This window comes from Paraglaciecola chathamensis S18K6 (assembly GCA_000314955.1).
GTDB classification, from domain to species: Bacteria; Pseudomonadota; Gammaproteobacteria; order Enterobacterales; family Alteromonadaceae; genus Paraglaciecola; species Paraglaciecola chathamensis.
The window spans coordinates 78,140-101,003 of the sequence record BAEM01000022.1; the positions used below are offsets into that span (position 1 = coordinate 78,140).

The following is a 22,864-nucleotide window of genomic DNA, read 5'->3' on the forward strand; positions in this document are numbered from 1 at the left end:
TTATGCCTCCGCCTCATTTGGTAGTTTTCGCATAAGGTTCGCCAGTGCAGCAACTTCATCGAATACGGTCCATTCTCTAGCGATGCGTCCACCCTCGATTTCAAAATGAGACGCCCCCAAAATATAATGAGGCTGCTGATTAAACTGTGCGTACTTGGCGTCGGTGGCATTGTAATGCCCCGCTACGCCCCAGCGCAGCGCTAGATGAACACGGTTTTGGTCATAATGGGTGACACACACATGGTCGACTACCATGTTGGCATCGGGGCAACTGGCTAACCATTTTATCAACATGCCGCTGATAGCTGCATTGCCTGTGGCTTGACGTCCTCCAGGCCATTGCACAGCAGCATTAGGTTTATAAAAATGAGACAGTTGATTAAACATACGTTTATTAAAAAGATTTTCTGCCCAGGCCTTGGCGAAATCTCCCCACGGCTTATCTTGCTCAGACAAGTCATCCCCGAGAGACGCCTCATTCGCAGCGGTGCGGCTATACTCTTCATTTATCCATTGGGTAAACGTATTCGATAGCGAAAAGTTAGCCTGAAACGCCGCCGCGTCATCAAGCGAAATACCTAGCTGCGCAATAAGAAAGCTGTTGTCGCGCATCAGCCATTCATAAAAGATTTTATTGTCTTTGCACATACAGTCGGCGATGGTGGTAACACGGCCCGTTTTACCAGTAGGAGCGCCGAATTCAGACGGGCCCTTGTTCGTCATAATGCTGGTAATACGGTGCGATGAGTAATACACCTCGTTAGCTTCTTCGCGGAAAATTACATCTTCCCCAATAAGCGATCTATCTGGAAACGCCGCAATGGTTTTCAGGGTATTTTGTATGACCACATCCACACTGTCAGCGTAGCCTCCTAGCGTATGCACAGGGCAGAAGTCAGCGTAATAATCGTAACAGGCCCCAATGTTCTTTTGCTCCCAAATACGATGGGTGATACGCAATATGTAGTCTGCTAAATCGACAAACTCGTCGTCAAAACCCGCTAAGGTTTGCGTTTTACTTCGTGCAGGGTCCAGCATGTCATGCAGAGGCTGCCAATACACCGTTTTTGCGATGGATGTTTCGCTCATAGAATCTTCCTCAAAAGCGCTGAGTTTGGCTTTTTAAAACATAAATTGAATTGAAAATAAGAACACAATTGTGAGTATGAAGAACCCAAACAATATGTAGTTGATAGGATCGATACGACCCGGTACGCGATACCATCCCTGCTCTTTCTCGTTAAGCCCTTCGCGCGCAAAATATGCTTGCTGCCCTTTAATGGTATAGGCGTTGTAGTCATGTTGAACGCCATCAATCAGACGGCTGGCAACGATAGACACCACAATGTTGGCGCTTGCACCTATGATGCAGTACCAAGGCCATGCAATATCAGTGTTTAGCGCGACTAATGTCACTACGATAAAACCGCTTATCGTGCCGACAATGAGTCCGTTCTCAGTGGTTTGCTTCGAGAAAAAGCCCAAAAAGAACATCCCCATTTGCGCACCAACAAAATACGATCCGACTTTAGAAAGAATCTCTAAAATTGACCCTTCACTGTACAGGTGGTAACCAATGGCCGGAAAGATGATAAGTACAGCGAATAATAGAGTGAAGAAACGTGAAGCTTTAAGGTAGTGAGCTTCAGAGGCATCTTTTTTAAAGTACTTTCTGTAAAAATCGATTGTGGCCACAGTAGATAAGGAATTAAACGACGAGTCTAAGCTCGACATAGATGCAGCCATTACTGCGGCGGCAATAACCCCCATAAGCCCGGGTAAACCGTAGTCAGCAGCAAATTGTAGAATGATGGTATTGCTGTTCTCAAACTCTTTGCCTTGATAAAAGTCGTAAAACAACACACCAAGCACAATAAAAAAGAAGTAAATAAAGAACGCACAGAAACCCATGAGCAAGTAAGACTTTTTCGCATCACCGATGTTCTTCGCTGCCAATGTACGCTGCACCATCATTTGGTTAGTACCATAAACGGTGATGTGATAGAGCGACATGGCAATAATACCGCTCCAGACCGTGGTCTCTTCGGTAAAGTCAAAGTCCCAATTAAGCGGGTTAAGCTTGCCCTGCGATTTAAGCTCACTCATTGATGAAGAAAGCGTAGTATCACCGCTTTGCAAAAGGGCGTACATGATAATACCAGCCCCCACAAATAAGATGACCGACTGAATAACATCCGTCCAAATGACCGCGGTAATCCCCCCCATCATGGTATAGATAAGTGCGATTGCAGTTACCATGACAATAGACCACATAACGGGCACACCGGTTATAAAAGACAATACAAGAGACGTGGCATAGAGAATGGCCGCTGAGCTCATAATTTGGCTTAGTATGAAAATACTCGACACCATGGCTCGGGCCCGTTTTCCGAATCTTCGCTCTTGATAGTCGTAGATTGACGCCACGCCTGCGTTATAAAAGAAAGGAAAGAAAAAGATAATGACCGCCATAATGACCAGCGGATAATTTAGGTGCAACGCGACCACTGACAGACCTTCTGAATAGGCCCATGCAGGTGCCCCCAGAAAAGTCATGGCACTAACGTATGTGGCGATAACCGAAATACCTATCGCCCACCACGGGGTTTGTTTCTGGCCGAGATAAAAATCGTCGGAATTTTTTATATTTTTACCTATGATCAAACCTAGTAGAAGGTTTGCAATGATGTATCCACCTAGGATAGACCAGTTTAAAACGCCAAAATTGTCAGTCATATTCTTTACTCTGTCTGTTTAATAAGCGCGCTTTCTATTTACAATAATACTCAACCTAATACATAATGACTTCGAAGTCATTAATTATTTCAGTCGAAATTTACAAATTCTTAAACAAACAAGGTGCGAGACATGAATTTTAGTAGCGAAAAAGCCATTGTTAGGTCCTACCAAGCAGCCTTTGACGAAAGTCAGGCCAGTGATGTAAAAGAAGTGATTGAGTCTTATATTACTGATAATGCTAAAGTTTATGCTTGGTATCCGTTTGATAGCTGCACAACGCCAGCACAATTAGTACAAGAATTGTGGGTTCCTTTAAAGCAGAGCTTTACACGTATGAAGCGCCGTGAAGACATTTTTATGGCAGGTGAAAACGGAGTCGGTAACGGTAAATGGGTAATGTCTATGGGCCACTTTGCTGGTCTGTTTGACGCCCCGTTTCTTAATATAAGAAGCACAGGGAAACTAACATTCTTGCGCTATGCTGAGTTTTTCGAAGTCGAAAACAATAAGATAATAAGTCACGCTATTTTCTTCGATTTAATCGCGTTAATGCAGCAGGTTGGGCTTCAACCTTTACCAGTTGAGACTGGTCATAGTTTTGTTTACCCAGGCCCATGTGACCACAATGGATTGCTATTTGAAGACCAAGATCCTGCTGAGTCTAAAAAGACTATAGAGCTCGTCGAAGAGATGGTGAAAGATCTCGATTCACTGAATAAATCCGGCAACGACAATTGCCCTCCTGAGCTATTAGCTAAGTGCTGGAGCGAAGACATGGTGTGGTACGGACCAGCGGGTATAGGTGCTACCTATACTATCGAACGTTATCAGCAGCAACACATGTTTCCATTTCGTAAGGGGCTGAAAGATAAGGTTTTTAATGGTCATGTGGCGCGTTTTAGTGAAGGTAATTTCGCGTGTTTCTTTGGATGGCCGAACTTATCAAACACGGCCAGCGGAGGCCTTTTTGGTATGCCAGCTTCGGGGATCCGAGCTGATATGCGAGTAGTTGATGTGTACTATCGCAAAGGCGATAAGCTATTGGAAAACTGGGTGCTAATGGATGTACCTTACTGGCTAAAACAGCAAGGTTTAGATATTTTAACGCGCACGACTACTTACAGCTAGTCTCACGTTTACCCCCATAAAAAGTATCAGACTACCTATAAAAGTAGTCTTATTCAGTTACCGTCAGCCCAGCATAGAAGACCTCTGTAACGGGCTGGCTTTAAGCAAAAATATTGCCCTACATCTGCTTAATTAACTCTCTCCCTGCCTCTCAGCACACGGTATAAAATACGCAAACACTCGCTCTGATAAGACCAGTCACAATGACTTTAAGTCACGTTATTATACTTCGGAATCGATCATTACATCAGTTTATTTACCACTCAAAATCAATTAATAATTCATACATAACAATTAGTTATGAATGCTTCATGGTTATTAACAAAAACTTAAAAGTTATGAATTAACAAGTCTTGAACATTTTTTATTGACTTCGAAGTTATTTGAGTTGTATGTTTATAGCACAAGAATTAAACAAACCGATGTGGCCTAGTGTTAATTAGCGTTATATATGGTTTGAAAAGCGCAGTGTATTCACTGTTACTTCAAATAAGGTTTTACAACTCCGGGAACTATCACGATGAAACGAGATCAACAAACGTACCATACAACATACCTCTCCCGTGCCATACAAAGTGCACTTCTAATTGGTGTTAGTTTTTGTACAAACGCTCAGCAAGAAACCTCTGACAACGAAGCAATTTCAACGGGTGTTGAGCGCATTGAAGTAACAGCTAACAGGCAGTCTCAGGATTTGCAGGAAGTTTCATCTTCTGTAAGTGCGTTAAGTGCAGATGACATACTGCGCAATGGCATTGAAAGTATAAATGGTCTTGAAAATGTCGTCCCTGGATTAAGAATCGGTAGTTCCGGCGGTGAAGTTCGCCCCGCTATGCGCGGTGCACGTACCAATGAGGTTGGTGTAGCAGGAACCGGTATTGCAGAACAAGTCGTGGGTATTTTTCAAGATGGTATTTACGTGCCAACCACAACCGGTGGATTGGGAGCGTATGTTGATGTTGAACGTATAGAAGTATTGCGCGGGCCACAAGGGACCTTATACGGAAGAAATACATTCGCGGGCAGTATTAACGTGATATCAAAGCAGCCAGAACTTGGCTATACAAGCGGCTCAGCTAAACTGACTCACGGTAGCTATGACCGTTCAGCTTATGAAGCCATATTAAACTTGCCGCTTGGTGATAAAGCGGCGACGCGTTTTGTAATGAGCCATGACCGACACGACGGCATGATTGAAAACCATTTTCTTCCAGGCTCGTCGGATGATTTACGTGAGAAGAATCAATTCTACTTACGCAACACCACAAAATACGAATTCTCAGAAGACTTTACTGCCCTATTGCGGGTTGATTACAGCAAAAAAGATGCTAACTCAGAAGCAATTTGGGGCTACCAACAAACAGCCGGCTACCAAATATCTGAAACCGAGCCAGGCTCGGGTATTTATAACCCGAATGCCACGGTAACACCTGGGCATATTTATCAGCCTGCTAATGCCGAGCGTGATGATGAGGGTCCTTACGATGTTTATAGAAACGCCGTGTCTTTTGATAATCAAGAAGCATGGTCGGCAACCCTGACCCTTGATTGGGCGCTGGAATGGGTCAACGCTAAGTGGACCACCAACTATTCTGAATTATCAGGCGAGCAGTTTTACGACAACGATTACAGCGACGGCGGTGTTGATTTTGTGGGTGGCTTTGGCCGTCAAGATGACCAAAAAGCCTTCTCTACTGAGCTACAGTTGTCATCAGTTGAAAGTGAGAGCCCCTTTTCATGGATAGCTGGCGTGTATTTGTTCTCTCAAGAAGCGGATTGGGAATGGTTGTGGCCTGAAGACACAACCGGCAATGGTGAACCTGATTCAATTACGGTTCCATCGTGGGGCAACCCGAACCACGATCCACATGAAGTAGATTCGATAGCCATATTTGGTCAAGCGCGTTATCAAATTAACGATAGCAACCGCCTGTTAGTTGGGCTTCGTTACAATGAAGACGAAAAAACCTTTACTGGCGATTCAATTCCGGATTGGGACGATTCTGCAGTATTGTGGAAATTAGCTTACGAGCTTGATGTTGCAAAAGACGTGATGGTTTACGCCAGCGCAGCCACTGGTTATCGCACAGGTGGAGCGAACGACGCACGCGTAGTCAATCGCGGAGCTAACGCCTTGTATGACAACGAAGAAGTTATCTCTTATGAAGTCGGTTTAAAGAGCTTTTTGTTTGACAACACAGTGCGCTTTAACGTGTCGGCATTTGCTAACCAATATGATGATGTAAAAGCACAGCTTTTTGCAGTGTCTTGTAACGACACGACTTCTGACCTAACGGTTGGTCAGTGTGTAGCGACAGGGGTAAGTACAACGTTTGAGTATTATGAAAACGGTGGACAGGTTGACACCTATGGCCTAGAAGCTGATTTAGAGTGGCGCCCGCTTAGCGAGCTTACTCTTAATGCCACGCTATCGTTACTTGACGCCGAGTTTGCCGATGATTTCGCGGTAGGCAATTCACAGCTTCAACCATTATTGGGCTTGGGAAATATTGATGGTCGTCAAGATATCAATGACCCGAATAGTCAGTTTAGCTTTGCAGGTTACTCCCCTGCCATGTCGCCTGACTATACCCTTGGTTTGAGCGCACGTTATGAATATGCATTGTCAAATGGTGGCTATGTTACGCCTTACCTACATGTAAACTTTGTTGATGACCATTACGCTTTCGACATTAACATCCCAGAAACTAAGGTTGATGCTCACGCCATGGTGACGGCCCGCGTCTCGTGGGAAGTAAACGAAAACCTAAACATCGATTTCTTTGCCAACAATTTAACTGATGAAGAAGTGTTAACGCGTGCGGTAGTTCAATCGCAGGTTCTGAATAGTTTGCCAATCAATTCTATTCAAGCAAACTGGAATAACCCGCGTACATACGGTGTTAGCTTACAATACAAATTTGAATAATTAAGCGCGCTGCGCTTACTTAACTTTTAAAACTGGGTAATCGCGTGAGTGATTTACCCAGTTTTATTAGGTGCATACCTACATTTAACTCCTTGCTCAACACACCGCTGTAGCGGTATTCGAGCTAGGTTGACGACTTAATACACTTATCACTTTTCGGGAGATATGAAATGAAAGGTTCTCGTCCAGAACAAGGCATTCTTACAAAAGACAACGACTTATCAAAAACGCAAGACACCATAGATACCATTGATTCAATGGTGGATGGGTTAAACGACCATGATATTGACAACATGGGCCGCTTTTTCAGTGAAAATTTTCGCTGGATGGGTAACGCCGGATGTGGATTTAAGCAAGGTTTGAAAGAGTTCCAAGACAATTGGCAGCGCCCTTTTCAAGCCGCATTTTCTGACAAAGTATGTATTGATGAAGCCCGTGTTACCCAAGGAGAATGGTGTGCTGCATTTGGCCGCCAAGAAGCCGTGCATTCTGGCACATTCATGGGCATTGAGCCGACAGGAAAGCGGGTCGAGATCCGCTACATGGATTTTTGGAAAGTGGTAGACGGTAAAATTGTAGATAACTGGGTAAACGTTGATTTTCCTTATATTATGCAGCAGCTAGGTGTTGACCCATTTAATGGCCATGGTTGGGAAAATCGTGACTCTGGGAGAATGCCGGTGCAAAACGGCGAATAAAACGTGTACGTAGCGATACCCGCTAAAGTCGTAAACCCGCTAAGGACCAATACTTTTAGCGGGTGGACTCTTATCATGCTCATGGTGATGCACAGCCACACCGTTATTTGCTCTACACAGCTGTACATTTCAACTTTCCAATAACGTCTGCTCTTTAGTAGATTTTGCCAAGGGATAAACAGCCGCCCGTTTAGGTGACCGCCTGATTTTGCGTGTTAGCGTTCGTGTTCACGTTCGCGTGCCCAATGAAACTTAAACCTAACCAAATAAACCAAACTATTTGCGAAACACCAAAAATCTCAGTGAAAATGCCAGCTGGATAGACAGTTGCTATACCAGCAACACCAACGAATAGACCAAGGTAATTGTGCCATCTAGAAAATATGTTGCTAAACAAGTTACATAGACTGATTAATAGCACCCACACACCACCCACTAATTCATTGCCGCCTCCTAAGCTTTCTGTAAGCAAGGATACGATATACCAAACCTCTGATGCGCGTTCACTATTTATAGCTGCCAGCTCAACAACCGAGCCCAAGCCTATAATAAATATCATGCCGCTCGCGATAACAAGGCCGACCCATAACGCGCCAAATAAAGTAGCGAGCTTACTTAGATAAAGTGTTCTGAGTGTGGCGTGTTTCTCTGAAAGCCCTAAAACCAAGACCGACAATACAACACCAAATAAGATATAGATTGAAAAGTAAACAATGCTTATTGAAAGGTGATTACGCGAAAGATACTCAAGCTGTTCAGATACCTCAGCAGAGTGCGGATAGGCCCAAAAAGCGCCAAAATATAAAAATGCAGCGATATAAATCAGTGCTAAAAATAAGGCGCAAAGCCCAGAAGCATAATCTACTTTTTTCATTTTTAACCCCTTCATGGAATGACCGCTAAAGCAGCAAACAAAAGCAATAACAAATTGACATCAATAGCAGCGATACGACTGAACCCGCGTGTAAATGTGTGACAATGCCGTGCAGTAATAGACAGTCGTTAGTTTGCGCTAGCCTCGCATTAGTGGCTTAACGAGGCCTTGAACCGCTCAATTTGATTGTGTCACCGTGTCTGTTCGAAGTACATAATGGTCAAATGCAGTCACTTTATAATAGCCATTTTTTTCGTATAGTGCTTTCGCTGCCTCATTATTAACAGCCGTCGCTAGCTTAAGCGAAAAGCTAGCGTTGTTTCTGGCGAAATCTTCTACATGTTTTAGTAGGCCACTCGCTATCCCCTTCCCTCGCGCGTTGGGTAACACGAACAAGTCATTTAAGTACCACATTGTTTTCATGGCGACAGATGAGAATGAGGGGTATAGCTGAATGAAGCCTAAAGCTAAACCGTCTGAATCAACTGCTATGAAGAACTCAGAGTCGTTCTTTAAAAAGCGTTCAGACAGGAAATCAGATGCAGCATCAATATCAGATTCTTGCCCATAAAACTGACGATAAAGGTCAAAAATTTTTGATGCTTCTTCGATATGGTTATTATTCGCTTTCCAGATTTGCATATTAACCTGCTGTCCTTTTTAGGTATATCGGTTGAAATGAGCGGTGACTGAGTAGCATCCATCCGCCTGAAGTAAATTGTATGGCTTGAGGTTCAGTCTCTAACGGATTTAGAATTCGAAAATGAAAATGTCCCCCAGGTCGACTCATCGATATCAACTGCATTGTCAGGGTAAATGAATTGGGCGCCATACTGTCCTTCGTGATGAACGCCGCTGACCTCAATCATCATTTTCCAGCTGTTACCTAGGAATTTCTTGCGCAAAACCTGAATTTCCCGATGTGATCCCTCTAGAAACTTAGTTCGGACTCCCTCTTCGGTTTCTTCATTACCTGCATAAGGCACCCAGAATCCGCTCCAGTCTTCCAGTTCCCAGAATTTGGTTTCACTCCACTCTTTGTCTGTGCGCAATCGCTGCCCTAACTGAGCTGATGCATGAAGGTTGTGAAAATGCCCCGTTTGGGCGTCTTCGATATAGAGATCGATGACCGTATAGTCTTCTGCTTTGCCTTTGGCGCAAACAAATAGGGAATTTCTATCGTGCATGAGATAAACGGCTACTTGCGCTGGAAGTTCAATCTTGGTTGCTAGTTTCCACTCCTCGTTGCCACAACGACCGTCGAATAATGGCGCCTGGTCAGTTTGCTCTATAGCGATTACTTCAGCGGCGTTGGCATCAGCCGCCCCTAATGTTAGAGCAGCCCCCAATGAAAGCGATGTTAATAGTATTTTCACGATAACCTTCTTATGTTTCAGTGTTAAACGGCACAGGTATTTAAAGCATGACGCCTTCATAGCGAGCTGAAATACAATGGCAAGATACTCGCAGCACGCCATGGTATCTTTAACCTAGTATGCGTTTGTTATACCATTCCACTTTAATAAGTGATCACTCAGCGAGAGTTTAAAAGGGCTTAAACAAGGCGCATGACTGAATGAATAGTTGTTCTCTTTCGAAGTCATGCAAAGCAGTGTAAGCCCTTTTAAAACTCGCCTGAAAGGAATGCCCCAGCAGCTTTTGCTCTGCGTTCTCACTATTCGAAAGGGAACAACCATTACTTCATAGCGACGCCTTAATCAAAAACCGCTGGACGCATTCTGAGGGGGCACTTATTAATGTGGATTGGTATTAGGTATTTGCGTCGTCACTTCGATGAAATACCGCAATTTTATTGCCATCTAAATCACGAAAATATGCAGCAAAATAGGCTCCGTTGTTTCTTGGGCCCGGTTCGCCTTCGGATTCTGCTTTTAAGTCAATTGCCAGTTTGTACACGCTTTTTACAATGTTTTGGCTAGACGCCTTTAACGCTAGCATAGTGCCATTACCTGCAGTCGCTAAGTCTCCGTCAAATGGCTTTGTTATAGCGAGCTTTGTATCCGAATTCGAAAAGGCAAAGAAAACAACTTCACTTGTCTTGGCGACCGGTTTTGCCCCCAAGGGTTTCAATATTATTTCGAAGAATTGTTGAGCTTTTTGCAGGTTATTGGTCCCTAGCGTCAGATGTGAAATCACCTTTATCTCTCCTAGAAGTCTAACGTTTTATTTCACTGGAAAATACGCGCTCTAATGACTGAAACTAAGCGAGACGCTTTTCAGTACAGTCTTTAGTTATGTTTACTTTATTCACCATACTCTGAGAAGTACAATTTGATACCCAACTTGCCCATGATAGCTATAGCTTCTGATAAGAGAATAGCACCTCCCCAAAAGCATTTTCCCTAATGCTAAAACCCTCGTCTGCCATGTATTTTGACGGAACTAAATTTAAGGGGTTTTTAATTGGGTATTGAGAATATATATAGGCAAAGTAAATAACAACTAAGGCAAAACCCTTCAATATAAGAACGAAATACGCCATTCGCCCATAAATAAAACTAAAGGTTCAGTCATAGTGAGTAACAGCCAAAGCAGGGAGCATACGTTAGCGTTTGTGGACGAGTGCGTTAACTTGCTTGATGGACAAAAGTAGCTTCATAAATAAAAGCGTTAGCAGGACAGAAAAAGAAAGGAAATGTAAGACAGTAAACTGGCAGTAAAGAGCCTGTAGTTAACATTGATATTAGCAGTGCGGCGAGCCTAGTGCTCACCACCTTATTATCATCGCGCTCATTAGACCGCTCTGCTATTGCCAAAGAGCCATGGCGTTATTTTTCGATAAATGCCTGTTCGATAACATAATGCCCTTGTGAGCGTGAGTTGGCTTTCATAAAGCCTTTGGCATCTAATATTCCAGCCAGATCTTTTAACATCGCGTCATTACCACAAAGCATGAATCGGTCATTTTCTGGGTCGATATCTGCTAAATTCAAATCGTTTGTGAGTTTATTCGACAACAGTAAATCTGTGATGCGTCCTTCATGGGTGCACAAACCATCGTCTGTCTTTAGACTGTTGTACTGGTAAGGCTCTCTAGTCACAGTTGGGTAATACAGTAGTTTGTCTTGCACAAGATCGCCAAAGAACGGATTGTTCGGCAATGACACTTCAATCTCTTGTTGATAAGCCAGTTCTGACGCCCAGCGCACTCCGTGAACCAGTATGATCTTGTCGTATTGCTCATAAATATTGGGGTCTTGAATAATGCTCATAAACGGCGCTAAGCCCGTACCTGTGCTCAATAAATACAGGTTTTTACCGGGCTGTAAGTAACCAGGTACCAAGGTACCGGTTGCGCGAGTAGTGAGCATAACTTCATCACCCGCCTGAATTTTTTGTAACTGCGACGTAAGCGCACCATCGGGTACTTTGATGCTGAAAAACTCAAGTTCATCGGCGTAGTTGGCGCTGGCGATACTGTATGCACGCATCAGCGGTTTACCGGCAAGCTCAAGGCCAATCATCACGAATTGACCGCTTTCGAAGGTAAAAGATTTTTGTCGAGTCGTTTTAAAACTAAACAGTGTTTCATTCCAGTGGTGAACGAAGGTCACGCACTCTTTAATCACATTACGCATTTCGTTAAGTTCCTCCAAGTTTCGAAACTTAGTATCTCACAAATACCATAATAGTAATAATTCTTATTTGCATCTAATTGTAACGACAAATGTAAATCTTGCCATTTTCAAGCACTGCTTTGCACCATTATCGAGCGTTCACTCTCGAACAACAGTAAAAGAGAAATAAAAAACACCGTAAAAACTTAAACGTTTAAGTTAGGCGTTATATGCGCTATGTTACATCCTTAAAACAATAGACTGTTGTTAAGTAAACAAGCATGGTTGACGGTCACCAAGGCCCATCACGCTTTGCACTGGTAGGTATAACGCGCTTTGCGCCCTTAGGTGTATTGCGCTTTGCCCGCGTAAACACGGCCTTTAGCAGTACTGCTTGATAAGTTAAGCGCACCGTGGCGCAATCTTTGCTGGTATTTTTGCCATATTGCATCGTTATATTGCATCGCTAATGGACATAACGAAGAAACACAGAAATGGCCTTTAACCTATTGTTCACTATTAGCCAGCCAAGTTAGATGATATAAGCATTCACAACTTGGCATTACTCATTTTCAGCGTGGGTATCATATTTGTGTATCACAAATTAGATACGCTGCGCATAGACGGAAGCAGATTGATTCGCTTCCTATGAATTAATTAGGATCGTGTATGCACAATTTAGAACTAAACACCAAACTAGACGCTTATTATCAACAAGTTAAATCGGTCATACTTGATAAACAACACCCGGTCAGCGGCCTATTACCGGCCAGCACCGCCATTACCATACATGGAAATTATCAAGATGCATGGGTAAGAGATAACGTATATAGCATTTTAGCCGTGTGGGGCTTAGCCCTAGCCTATCGTAATGTAGACAGCGACAATGGTCGTGAATATGAATTACAGCAGCGTACCGTAAAACTCATGCGTGCCCTGCTTCGCTCCATGATGGCGCAATCAAGCAAAGTCGAAGCCTTCAAAACATCACGCCATCCAATTGATTCCCTGCACGCCAAGTATGATACCGCCACTGGTGACAGCGTCGTGGGTGATGCCGAATGGGGGCATTTACAAATTGATGCGACCTCGGTCTTTTTATTAACCCTGACACAAATGATTGCCTCTGGGTTAGATGTGATTTGGTCTGACGAAGAAGTCTGTTTTATCCAAAATCTGGTGTACTACATTGAACGCGCTTATCGCACGCCAGATTTCGGCATTTGGGAGCGCGGAGCAAAAAGTAACAGCGGTAGCGTGGAACTAAACGCTAGCTCTTTGGGCATGGCGAAAGCGGCCCTAGAAGCCCTATCTGGTTTTAACTTATACGGTGCAAAAGGCTCCCTTAGCTCGGTTATTCACGTTATTCCTGACAACATCGCGCAGTCCAACATAACCTTAAGTGCCATGTTACCCAGAGAGTCTAACACCAAAGAAATCGATGCAGCATTGCTTAGCGTTATTGGCTTTCCTGCCTTTGCGGTGCAAGACAAAACCCTGACGGACAAAGTAAGAAACGACATCGTAAATAAGCTAGAAGGTCGTTTCGGCTTGAAACGCTTTTTACGCGATGGTCATCAAACAGTGCTTGAAGATGAAGGCCGGTTACACTACGAAGATAAAGAACTAAAGCAATTTGAACACATTGAATCTGAATGGCCTCTGTTTTATGCCTACTTATACTTAGATGCCATTTTCACTGACAATAAACCAAATATTGTTCATTACCGCGCTCGTTTAGATAAAGTACTGGTAGAACAAAATGGCTTTAAGCTATTGCCTGAACTGTACTATGTTCCCCAAGAGTCGATTGATGCAGAGCGAGCAGAGCCGCAATCACAAAATCGTTTACCCAATGAAAACGTACCTTTGGTATGGGCACAAAGTCTATTTCTGTTGGGCTCTATGTTAGAAGATGGCTTGCTGCGCCCCGGTGATTTAGACCCATTAGGCCGCCGCCATGCTAAGCCGAAAAAGAAACCTGTGGTGCAATTAATTTTCTTATCTGAAGATGAAATGCTGCAACAAGAACTTGCCACACATGGGGTGGCAACAGAAACCTTAAGCGATATTGCGCCAGTGAAAGTGTATCGCCCAGAAGACATTGCTGCTGTGCATGGCCAAGTAGGCCGTTGTGATAGTTTAGGCCTGACGGGCCGTATTCCGCGTATGCTAAAAAGCCTGACGACCAGCCGTTTTTACATGTTTAATAAACAACGTGCGGTCTGTTTAACCCCGTCATTTATGCAACACGAATACTTTTTAAGTTACGACATCGATTTTCTCGTGCGCCGCTTTACCAGCGAGTTGAGTTACCTGCACCGCAATTGGACCGAAGTGGGTCGCCCTACAATGACCGTGCTACTCACCCACAATTTGTTGGGTGGCGATCGCAGTTCGTTTTTCGAACTAATGGCGCAAATTGCCACAGGTGAAGTTGATGGTATACCGGTTAAACATGGCACTATGGCGCAATTAGCACCCACCTCTGCCGTGGAGCGAGTCGAGCAACTCAATGATTTAGTTTTACCCAAAGAGCCCCTAAGTGATTTATTTTCGCACTCTTGTGCCTTGTCGCTTGCGGGGCACCATGTGGCCTTGTCATCCGATCAAGAGCGGGAAATAGGTGTGCTAAGTGACGTTGACGCCCTGCACGCCCGCTTAGAGCAGTCAGACAACCTCTACCAGCAAATCGCGTTGTTAGATGCCCTAAGTAAATTGCAAAGCTTAGATACTCAAATAACCTATCAGGGACAGCAACACACTGTTGGGTCATTGATTGAAGAGGTTTACCTGCAAGCAGGGCGATTGCGCTTATGGTCAGTGCTTCGTCACGCATCCGGTTTGCTCGGAAAAGTCGATGGCGATTTAGGCTTGTCAGTCAGTGCATTATTAGTCGCACAGAAGTTCATACAAGTTGGCCGAGCGTACAGCGATGAATCACTCATCTCTAAGCCACTGCAAGATGATGAACTACTAACCAAAATTAAACAGTTCTGCCGAGAAGATGTGCGTGATCAGGTGCTGACACAAGAGGTATTACTCAACCTAGGTATGCTTGTTAAATCACGGCCTAAGTTGTTCAGTGAGTTACTTACCGTAAGAGTCAGTTACCTTATTGTGTTGTTAACCAGCCAAATATCCCGCGAGCACAACAAAACCCCTGATGAGGCGTACGAGCACATCATGAATTTAGCGCCCTCGGAAATTCAAGATCAAATTGAAGCCGTGCTTGAGGAATACCAAAACCTAACCGATTTACCTATCAAACTCGAAGAGCTGCACGCTGAGTGTCACTCAGGTAAGTTAGATTGGGACCAAGATTTAGGATTAGAAGAATTATCTGAACCCACTGAAGGATGGTACGTATGGCGTCAACACCAAGGTGTAATTGACAGACGCCCAGCCGGCTTTATTCCGCAAGTGTGGAGTATATTCAAGCATACAACAGGCTTGGTGATCGGTAACAAGATGGATAAACGCAACCGCGTTGCCAGTGACATGGTGCTCAGTGATATGACGCAGGGTGAAGCCGCGTTTGCATTACTCATTGAACAAATGCTGAATAATATTCAAGCACCAGAATACCGTCAGCTTACAGTTGAAACCTTAAGCGCTTTGGGTAGTTTTTTCGAGCAAAACCCCAGTTTGCAAATCGATGAAGCACTGACCATAGACGTCACAATTGGCCACGCTGTGCATCTTGCTTATAGTGAGCTGCATCCTGAACGTATGGATAATTACACCGAGTTTAAAGGCCAAGCATGGGATAGCTTTTATCATCGCTCGCCAATGGAAACGACCTTCTTTATCGTCTCAGCGCTGCGCAAGTTGTTAACCGTTCGCTTAGCAAAAGACAACATCACCCCAGAGCTGTTAACCGAGACATTAGATCAAGAGAGCAGCCCTGAGCAGCTAGTAAAATAGCCCTGAGCAGGTGGCTAAGTAAGCCTGAGTAGCTAGTAAAATAGCCCTGAGCTTATTCGATTAGCTCAAGTACATTCGAGCAATGGCTTTTAAGGCAATGGCCCTGCGCTGCTCTGCTCTGCAAGTTATGTAAGCTCAATGGGCGCATAAGGCACAAGGTTAACTCAAACCTTGTGCCTTATGCTGTACTCTATACACTGCGTGACATAATTTTTCTCTTGGGCACTATTTTACTTAGCACCGCCCAAGAATATAAGTAGACTTGCTTAGAGCCTTATGACATGAGTTACATGGATGCAGTTTTATGCCTGATTTCGCCATTTTAGCGGTATTTATTCCGACCTTTTTCTTTGTTTCTATCACCCCAGGTATGTGCATGACATTGGCCATGACGCTGGGTATGAGCGTGGGTGTGCGTCGAACCCTGTGGATGATGGCCGGTGAAGTCATCGGCGTGGCGCTGGTTGCCATTGCGGCCGTGGTAGGTGTTGCCAGCATTATGCTCAACTACCCTAGCGTATTCCAAGTATTTAAGTGGGTCGGTGGTACCTATTTAGCGTATTTAGGCATAAAAATGTTTTTTGCCCATGAACAGGTTACAACGGGCGAAAATATCAGTGCTACATCCCGAGGCAAGCTCGCATCACAGGGCTTTATTACTGCTATTGCCAACCCAAAAGGTTGGGCCTTTATGATTAGCCTACTGCCACCTTTTATCAGCGTAACCAAATCGCTGTCTGGTCAACTGACGGTGCTTGTTGGCTTAATTATGCTCAGCGAGTTCCTGTGTATGTTGATCTATGCCACTGGGGGCAAAAGCTTGCGACTCTTTTTAAATCGCGGCAATAACATTCGCTGGATGAACCGTATAGCAGGAAGTTTATTAGTCGGGCTGGGTTGTTGGTTAGCGTTTATTCCTACCTAATGACTATGAAGCAAGATGTTTAAAAGAATAAGTATTGTGCTTTGTTTGTGCCAATATCTGTCTTTCGAAAAACGCTGATCTAGCGTGTTTAAGTATGGGCTTTTGTTAGGCACAGATATCTGCCCAGTCGAGTACCCATAAATCTCTATTGCCTTTGTTCCACATACGCCCGTGCCGAGAGGAAAATACCAACGTTGTTGAGTTATGCCCAAGTAGAAATTTATAAAACTATTGGTACGTACGACCATTATGCTTTAACCAACCGCCAACATGATGACCATTTGGATCTCTATGAGTCCAATGAACTACACCCCCTTTATTATTCCATTCGTATTCGCCGTAAAATTGAATCGTGTCACCATATGAAATTGAATTAATTCTCGGGGCAAGATCAATATTGTGCGCGATTAAAACTGTTTGACCAGATGAAAGCTTTAATATGAATTTTTGATGCCGTGAACCTTTGTTATCGTCTTTAAGAATGCGAATAACGGTGCCACTGCCTTTGACCTGAACATTACTTTGATGATTTTCGTATGCACTTTGCAAAGTCGAGGCTTGAACAATACTCGTACATTGAAATAAAACGAATACAGCTAATATTGATGTAAATAGTTTACACATATGCAAAACCTTCCTTAGCTTTAGCTATAATTTCTAATAATCCGTCAGGTGCACTTTTAATTAAGTATTCACCGGCCCATTCTCCACTAAGAGGTGGATAGTTGTTAATTGATTCTATTTTCTTAGTTACTTCAGAGTTAACTCGGGCTTCTTGAGCTAAAGCACTGAATGTGAATACCAGTAGTAAGACTAGAAATTTCATCGAAATCCTTTTGAAAATATAACGTTCCAGTATGGGGCGAGCTTCTGAGCGTCCTAATTGACGCGTTTGTTAAATTTTCACCCAATGGTGGCTGGGGGCAAGTAAATAGTAAACTCATTTATTGGCTCAATTAAAACGCTATACGGTGAGTTTTGCTCAACTGTTTTTACAATGCCCAGATCAGATAAAAGCATGAAATTTGCTGATATTAACTGGGCAGACTTAACCTCTAGTTCTTTGTGCCATACTCGATACATACCGAGCTTGCCGTCTCTTCGATAATAAAACCCAGCTAGAGGGTGGGTCAAATAGACCAAAGCTGACTCGACGTCGGGAAAGCCTGGAAATTCTAACCTACCATGTTCAGATTGAACTAAATCAACAGAAGTTTCAGCCCAATCGGATAGTGTTTTCATACTGTATTTTTCATACAAACCATTAGCTTTGTTCAAAGTACAGTCAAAGTTAACCTTCCCCGCATACCAAGGAAGATTCCAAAGATATCTTGGCACCGCTAACGTCCAAGAATCTAAGGTAGTACCAAGAAACCATACGCAGCGTTCCCCTGTTTCGGTATCGATAATATATATTCTGTAGTTTGTTTGACCCATTGTAAATTTGGGGAAAGGAAATACTGCAGACGTAAAGTCAACATCGATAAACGGAACCACTGAGATAAGCCCCATTTCCTGACCATCTATTTCAACGGTGTCCAATTTAAATCGATCAGGAAATATACCTTGAAACCTTTCAGTAGGAACGGCGTAGGTAATGATTGCGAAATGCTTCAAACCACAAAGAACATCTATGCCTTTTGGTTTTGGTCTTTCTGTTAAGTAGTCTTTGAGTTTCCGTGATGCTTGCACAACGCTTCCTTGAAGTTTAACTATAATACCAATCCGCATTAATAAGTGACCGCCTCAGAATGCGTCCCAGCGAACGAAGTAAGTTACAACAGCGCATCGTAGGCTTAATTTGTCGTTTCTTTCTGTTCGTCTGATTCAAGGGGAGAATAAATGCAAGAAACTCCTCCTTTTGTGAGCGCGATACTAAAGCGGTGGTCACAATTCACAGCTGCAAATATAATAGGAAGCTGTTCATTACCGAATGAGCTTGGAAGATATACAACTTTTTGGCCTACTTCACATGAAGCAGCTGTAACATCTTTTTGCCATCCCTTGACCTCACAGAGGCTTTCTTGATCTATCGCTATATTCTGCTGATTGCACCCAGCTAAAGCACCTATACTAATCGCCAACAAACTTCCTTTTTTAAACATCTAACTCTCCGTTATTGCAGCTCTTGTTTTACTTTAGACTCCCGATCTAGTTTAAAGCCTAACAATATTATTATCCGGATAAAATCTGTAATTGCATCCGCGTATTTAACACGGAAATTTTCCGACTTCCCCTCTAATTATGCCGGCGTTGATAAAACCGCATCCAACTTTTCTATTGCACTTTTTCTTTGCGTGCAATTGGGATAAGACCTTTTTCAATTCTATCCGTATCTGTAATCGTTTCATCATTAGCCAAGAGCTTGTTATTTTTATGATTTAATCCGTATTTACTTAAATCTATTCCTACATTTTCAAGATACCTATTATAGGTTGCGGCCATCAGCCATGCTCCATTCTCATGGCCTAATTCAAACGCTCTTTTCGCTAAAAAGTGGGCAAGTAGGTGGTTTTCATTTCCCATACTTTTCAAATGTTCACCTACATATTCAAGATTAGTGTGTTGCAGAATTATAGAAGCATAAAAATAGTCTTCTGCCGTCACAAGGCCTCCATTTGAAATGGCTTCGAAAACAAATATCCTTCTTCCGATTTCATCTTTGAGTTTTGGAAATATTTTATTTTTCAAGTTTTCTTGCGAACGCGATTCTTGGTCAGCAAGAAAATATCTCTTGAGCTCCTCGTTTGACTGAGCAGCTACAGCGCTAGACAATAAGAAAGTGAACGTGATCCACGTAAGTAACTTGATAATTTTTCTCCTAGGTCATAACACCAAATTAAGCTGCGGTACTCGCTCTTGCCAATGTTCTCTTGAATTTTTGTTATGTTTCAATTGCTTGCTCTTTGAGCATTGCTTTAAGTACCGTTTTTGCCCAACGCAGAACATTATCTGAGTCATAAGTAGAATTTTTAGAGTCGAAGGCAATCAATATTGGATATCCGCCTGAAGGGCAGTATGGTTGCGGATCAAAACCAGCCCATAGAAGACCTAAGCTTGGTATCGTGATATTGCTATCTCCGGTGACCCAATAGCTGACTCTATTATTAAAACCTTGGTTAAATACAATGTTACCTATTGTTTTAGCCTCATCTTCAGTATCAAAACACACTGGCTCATAGTTTATGGTCGATGTGCTAGAACACGAAAATAAACTAAAACAAAAAATCAAAATTATATAAAGTCGCACTTAACCCTCCCTGAAAAATAACTTTTAAATAAGAAGTGCGGACATGTGGGCTAAAATCCGAACGAAGTGAGCAGCCCCGCGTTTGCGTCCCAGCCCGCGTAGTGGTGTGCCAGCACGCTTTCTACTGCCGCCATAACTTTACTGTGCCCAATAAATAAAACGTACCATAAATACAGCATACAATTGAGCTTACTAACCAAAAGGTGATTGAATTTTGATGTACCACAGGATCTGATGTAAGAAATGGGCCAATTAAGCCTGCGACACCGCGCAGCAAATAGATGACAGTGATTAAAACCAAACAAGTTTTTAGTAGTGGTAATTTAACAATGACGCCTGCGCCAGAAAAAGCATATAAGCCCCAGCCAGTAAGAATTGAAGCAATTACCAACGTTACTATTGTGGGATACGGGTCGCCCTGAGCAGCGAGTTGAGCCATTCTTTGACCAGCACCAAAAAAGAGATACCAGTCTGGGCCACCGAAAATACAACTAATGTGAATTAACGCAGCCACGATGCTTAAACTGCCAGCGATTATTAGTTGATTATTCTTGGGCATTCAAAATCCTTTTGGCATATAACGCCTCAATCAGAGGCAAAAAATAGTTGGTTAAAATTAGCGACGCAGGAGCAAAGCCAACTGTTTTTTGTCCTGCTGAATTGACTTGTTAGTGGCCATTTAACTTTAAGTAGCTTTAACATAATTTATAATAAAATAGTTAGCAGATTAAGAGACTATTTTATTTGGTTCCTCATTTTTATAGCGTCTAAATATTGCTACATCTCGTTGACTATCAGATATATCAGTACCAACTAGGTGAGCTTCTGTAAGGTCACAACCTACCAACTTTGCTCCATTTAAATGCGCACTTGTTAGGTCTGCACCAGAGAGGTCTGCTTTTGTGAGATCTGAGTTTTCTAATCTAGCTTTGCTTAGATCTGAACTTTTAAAATCAGCTCCATTTAATCGAGCCAAGCTTAGGTTTGCTCCAGAAAGGAGAGAGCCCACTAGCTTAGCTCCAGCTAGGCACGTATTAGTCAAATCAGAACCATTCAAATTAGCTTTGCTCAAGTCTGCTGTTTCGAGCGATGCATTTTTCAAGCTAGCTATACTCGGCGTATTTCCCTGTTTAATAAAAGAGGTTAACTGAGCATTTATTAACTTGGCATTATCTAAATTAGCACCATCCAGAATCGCACCATTTAAAATAGCTCCTTCTAGGTCCGCTTCTCGTAGATCCGCTCCTTTTAAATCTGCGCCTTGCAAGTCCGCTCCTTTTAAGTTTGCCCTTTGTAGATTCGCACCTCGCAACTTTGCCCTTTGAAGATTCGCTTTTTGAAGCTTTGCACTTTCAAGGTTTGCGTTGTTTAGCGAAGCGTTATTTAAATCGCTGTACTCTAAGGAAGCGTACTTTAAATCAATATTGGCTAATTGTTGCCTCTCCAATAACTTAAACCCTGTTAATAAATACCCTTTTTCTTCATTGAAAAATAAACCTATTTTGAACTGGTTAACTGCCTTAATAAAAGTCAACATCTTATCCGTTTTATTAAAAGGATTACTTTTATCTTCGATGAACTCGAGTTCTACTCCATAAACAATAAGAAATTCTCTAATACTTAAATGAGAAAAGCGAAACTCTCCATATGAGTTTCTGTTAAGTAAAGAGCTTGTCCCTATATCAATGTGATCAATTCCTTCAATGACTCGTTCCGCGGGGTCTTGTAATAAAACAATACTTGATTCACGATGGCATAATTGCATTAAGTGCTTTAGAGCTACTGTGTGAGTACTTAGCCGCTGCATTGTTTCAGCTAACCAAATACATGCTTTGAGAAGGTCTTCTTTGTTTACATCTTTATTGTGGTGCTGCCTTAGTTTAATAACTTCACGATTTAACCAAGTGTTAACCAAACCTTTATATAATTCGTACTCTGTTGCGCCTTTATTGTGACTTTCTAACAAGGTTTCCACATGAGACAACAAGAAAGGACGAAACTGTAGTGAATTTATGTTTTTAATTGCTTGTTTTGCATTATATTGTTTTGGATCATCAAAACTATTAAGAATAAATTTCAAACGCCGAGGGTAGCGATTTTCTATATATGCATCAACTTGTTCATTAGTGAATAAAGAAAGATAAACCAAGGGGCAATCATAATTATTAAAAGATATTTTCCCCATGGTATTGAAAGCAGATTCAGTAGTTTGTGGGAAAAACTGTGTTCGACAAGTTATTATTACCCTATAAAAGCAGCTGCTAGCCTCAAGTATCTTTGTTAATCTTTCAGATGTTCCACCTTTCTTGCATTGACTGTCTTCATCCAATGAATCTAGTAATAGAATAGTTTGGGTTTTATTTTCAATTTTATTAATATCGTCTAAAGTCGTAGCTCCTAATTTCAATAGATGACATTGGTAATCTTTCGGCCAGAACGCCATCAAATGACTAAGTTTGAGCATCATCAACAAAGAAGTCTTTCCCATGCCTGCATCGGCGAGAATAAACATCTGACTAGCACCATCTCTGGTGATTAAGTCTCGATTAAAAAACTTATTTATAGTTTCAAAAATACCGGCTCTTATTGTTGAGATTGTTTCATCTTCAAGCTCGTCTGCAGGATTAACTTGTTGACAGTTCGGCTGAATATAAAATTTGGCAAGTTCTTCAAAGTTACCGAAAATATCATTAATTCTAACCAGTTCTTGATTTCGTTTGTCGATATTGCTCTTTAAAACCTTTGTTAACACCTTTAATAACTTGGTCGCTACTTTTGTAGAAATAAAACTGGTTGCTTCCATACACCACCTAAGT

20 protein-coding genes are annotated in these 22,864 nt (G+C 42.5%); 5 read left to right on the plus strand and 15 right to left on the minus strand.

Annotated features, from left to right (window positions below; translation table 11 throughout):
* Both GCHA_RS06540 and GCHA_RS06545 read right to left on the minus strand, forming a co-directional pair.
* The gene (locus tag GCHA_RS06540; protein WP_007986370.1) at positions 1–1,089 is read right to left on the minus strand and encodes a nuclear transport factor 2 family protein; all 1,089 of its coding nucleotides are present in this window, start codon (positions 1,087–1,089) and stop codon (positions 1–3) included.
* A gap of 33 nt (positions 1,090–1,122) precedes the next feature.
* Positions 1,123–2,736, minus strand: coding sequence for a sodium:solute symporter family protein (locus GCHA_RS06545; protein ID WP_007986371.1), 1,614 nt, complete (start codon positions 2,734–2,736; stop codon positions 1,123–1,125).
* A gap of 132 nt (positions 2,737–2,868) precedes the next feature.
* Between GCHA_RS06545 and GCHA_RS06550 the strand changes: the two genes are divergently transcribed.
* The 3 genes from GCHA_RS06550 to GCHA_RS06560 all read left to right on the plus strand — a co-directional run bounded on the left by GCHA_RS06550 (position 2,869) and on the right by GCHA_RS06560 (position 7,494).
* Complete coding sequence (locus GCHA_RS06550; protein WP_007986373.1) at positions 2,869–3,867, plus strand: ester cyclase; 999 nt, start codon at positions 2,869–2,871, stop codon at positions 3,865–3,867.
* Between the two features lie 520 nt (positions 3,868–4,387).
* On the plus strand, positions 4,388–6,796 hold the full coding sequence (locus GCHA_RS06555; protein ID WP_007986375.1) for a TonB-dependent receptor: 2,409 nt from the start codon (positions 4,388–4,390) through the stop codon (positions 6,794–6,796).
* Between the two features lie 170 nt (positions 6,797–6,966).
* Positions 6,967–7,494: an ester cyclase gene (locus GCHA_RS06560; RefSeq protein WP_007986376.1), complete on the plus strand. Its 528-nt coding sequence runs from the start codon at positions 6,967–6,969 to the stop codon at positions 7,492–7,494.
* A 190-nt stretch (positions 7,495–7,684) separates the two neighbouring features.
* Here the strand turns inward: GCHA_RS06560 and GCHA_RS06565 are convergent, their stop codons facing one another.
* The 5 genes from GCHA_RS06565 to GCHA_RS06590 form a co-directional block, all read right to left on the minus strand.
* Complete coding sequence (locus GCHA_RS06565) at positions 7,685–8,368, minus strand: hypothetical protein (protein ID WP_039992181.1); 684 nt, start codon at positions 8,366–8,368, stop codon at positions 7,685–7,687.
* 177 nt (positions 8,369–8,545) lie between these two features.
* On the minus strand, positions 8,546–9,010 hold the full coding sequence (locus tag GCHA_RS06570) for a GNAT family N-acetyltransferase (RefSeq protein ID WP_007986380.1): 465 nt from the start codon (positions 9,008–9,010) through the stop codon (positions 8,546–8,548).
* A 92-nt stretch (positions 9,011–9,102) separates the two neighbouring features.
* The gene (locus tag GCHA_RS06575; RefSeq protein ID WP_007986382.1) at positions 9,103–9,846 is read right to left on the minus strand and encodes a hypothetical protein; all 744 of its coding nucleotides are present in this window, start codon (positions 9,844–9,846) and stop codon (positions 9,103–9,105) included.
* Positions 9,847–10,138: 292 nt separating this feature from the next.
* A complete protein-coding gene (locus tag GCHA_RS06580; RefSeq protein ID WP_007986384.1) occupies positions 10,139–10,525 on the minus strand; it encodes a VOC family protein in 387 nt (128 codons plus the stop codon).
* 632 nt (positions 10,526–11,157) lie between these two features.
* Complete coding sequence (locus tag GCHA_RS06590; protein ID WP_007986386.1) at positions 11,158–11,967, minus strand: ferredoxin--NADP reductase; 810 nt, start codon at positions 11,965–11,967, stop codon at positions 11,158–11,160.
* 648 nt (positions 11,968–12,615) lie between these two features.
* Between GCHA_RS06590 and GCHA_RS06595 the strand changes: the two genes are divergently transcribed.
* On the plus strand, positions 12,616–15,873 hold the full coding sequence (locus GCHA_RS06595; RefSeq protein WP_007986390.1) for a glycoside hydrolase family 15 protein: 3,258 nt from the start codon (positions 12,616–12,618) through the stop codon (positions 15,871–15,873).
* Between the two features lie 304 nt (positions 15,874–16,177).
* Positions 16,178–16,798, plus strand: a complete 621-nt coding sequence (locus GCHA_RS06600; protein WP_007986392.1) for a LysE family translocator — start codon at positions 16,178–16,180, stop codon at positions 16,796–16,798.
* A gap of 228 nt (positions 16,799–17,026) precedes the next feature.
* On the opposite strand, the gene GCHA_RS06605 is transcribed toward GCHA_RS06600, so the two are convergent.
* From GCHA_RS06605 to GCHA_RS06640, 8 genes are all read right to left on the minus strand, one after another.
* A complete protein-coding gene (locus tag GCHA_RS06605; RefSeq protein WP_007986394.1) occupies positions 17,027–17,422 on the minus strand; it encodes a DUF3465 domain-containing protein in 396 nt (131 codons plus the stop codon).
* Positions 17,415–17,624 carry a hypothetical protein gene (locus tag GCHA_RS06610; protein WP_007986396.1) on the minus strand — a complete coding sequence of 70 codons (210 nt, stop codon included), beginning with the start codon at positions 17,622–17,624 and terminating at the stop codon, positions 17,415–17,417. The genes GCHA_RS06605 and GCHA_RS06610 overlap by 8 nt, the downstream gene beginning before the upstream one ends.
* 77 nt (positions 17,625–17,701) lie before the next feature.
* On the minus strand, positions 17,702–18,490 hold the full coding sequence (locus GCHA_RS06615; RefSeq protein WP_039992210.1) for a DUF2071 domain-containing protein: 789 nt from the start codon (positions 18,488–18,490) through the stop codon (positions 17,702–17,704).
* Positions 18,491–18,594: 104 nt separating this feature from the next.
* A complete protein-coding gene (locus GCHA_RS06620; protein WP_052017988.1) occupies positions 18,595–18,903 on the minus strand; it encodes a hypothetical protein in 309 nt (102 codons plus the stop codon).
* A 172-nt stretch (positions 18,904–19,075) separates the two neighbouring features.
* Entirely contained in the window at positions 19,076–19,489 is a 414-nt protein-coding gene (locus GCHA_RS06625; RefSeq protein ID WP_153810704.1) for a hypothetical protein, read from the minus strand.
* 193 nt (positions 19,490–19,682) lie between these two features.
* Positions 19,683–20,048, minus strand: coding sequence for a hypothetical protein (locus GCHA_RS06630; RefSeq protein WP_039992184.1), 366 nt, complete (start codon positions 20,046–20,048; stop codon positions 19,683–19,685).
* A gap of 121 nt (positions 20,049–20,169) precedes the next feature.
* Positions 20,170–20,607, minus strand: a complete 438-nt coding sequence (locus GCHA_RS06635) for a hypothetical protein (protein WP_007986404.1) — start codon at positions 20,605–20,607, stop codon at positions 20,170–20,172.
* A 168-nt stretch (positions 20,608–20,775) separates the two neighbouring features.
* Positions 20,776–22,851 (minus strand): pentapeptide repeat-containing protein, encoded by a 2,076-nt coding sequence (locus GCHA_RS06640; RefSeq protein ID WP_007986408.1) that lies wholly within the window; start codon positions 22,849–22,851, stop codon positions 20,776–20,778.
* Positions 22,852–22,864 lie beyond the last annotated feature (13 nt).

Excerpts from the sequence above, each read along its gene's own strand:
- GCHA_RS06540 (WP_007986370.1), bottom strand. The coding sequence starts at position 1,089 with ATGAGCGAAACATCCATCGCAAAAACGGTGTATTGGCAGCCTCTGCAT.
- GCHA_RS06545 (WP_007986371.1), bottom strand. The coding sequence starts at position 2,736 with ATGACTGACAATTTTGGCGTTTTAAACTGGTCTATCCTAGGTGGATAC.
- GCHA_RS06550 (WP_007986373.1), top strand. The coding sequence starts at position 2,869 with ATGAATTTTAGTAGCGAAAAAGCCATTGTTAGGTCCTACCAAGCAGCC.
- GCHA_RS06555 (WP_007986375.1), top strand. The coding sequence starts at position 4,388 with ATGAAACGAGATCAACAAACGTACCATACAACATACCTCTCCCGTGCC.
- GCHA_RS06560 (WP_007986376.1), top strand. The coding sequence starts at position 6,967 with ATGAAAGGTTCTCGTCCAGAACAAGGCATTCTTACAAAAGACAACGAC.
- GCHA_RS06565 (WP_039992181.1), bottom strand. The coding sequence starts at position 8,368 with ATGAAAAAAGTAGATTATGCTTCTGGGCTTTGCGCCTTATTTTTAGCA.
- GCHA_RS06570 (WP_007986380.1), bottom strand. The coding sequence starts at position 9,010 with ATGCAAATCTGGAAAGCGAATAATAACCATATCGAAGAAGCATCAAAA.
- GCHA_RS06575 (WP_007986382.1), bottom strand. The coding sequence starts at position 9,846 with ATGGCGTGCTGCGAGTATCTTGCCATTGTATTTCAGCTCGCTATGAAG.
- GCHA_RS06590 (WP_007986386.1), bottom strand. The coding sequence starts at position 11,967 with ATGCGTAATGTGATTAAAGAGTGCGTGACCTTCGTTCACCACTGGAAT.
- GCHA_RS06595 (WP_007986390.1), top strand. The coding sequence starts at position 12,616 with ATGCACAATTTAGAACTAAACACCAAACTAGACGCTTATTATCAACAA.
- GCHA_RS06600 (WP_007986392.1), top strand. The coding sequence starts at position 16,178 with ATGCCTGATTTCGCCATTTTAGCGGTATTTATTCCGACCTTTTTCTTT.
- GCHA_RS06605 (WP_007986394.1), bottom strand. The coding sequence starts at position 17,422 with ATGTGTAAACTATTTACATCAATATTAGCTGTATTCGTTTTATTTCAA.
- GCHA_RS06610 (WP_007986396.1), bottom strand. The coding sequence starts at position 17,624 with ATGAAATTTCTAGTCTTACTACTGGTATTCACATTCAGTGCTTTAGCT.
- GCHA_RS06620 (WP_052017988.1), bottom strand. The coding sequence starts at position 18,903 with ATGTTTAAAAAAGGAAGTTTGTTGGCGATTAGTATAGGTGCTTTAGCT.
- GCHA_RS06635 (WP_007986404.1), bottom strand. The coding sequence starts at position 20,607 with ATGCCCAAGAATAATCAACTAATAATCGCTGGCAGTTTAAGCATCGTG.
- GCHA_RS06640 (WP_007986408.1), bottom strand. The coding sequence starts at position 22,851 with ATGGAAGCAACCAGTTTTATTTCTACAAAAGTAGCGACCAAGTTATTA.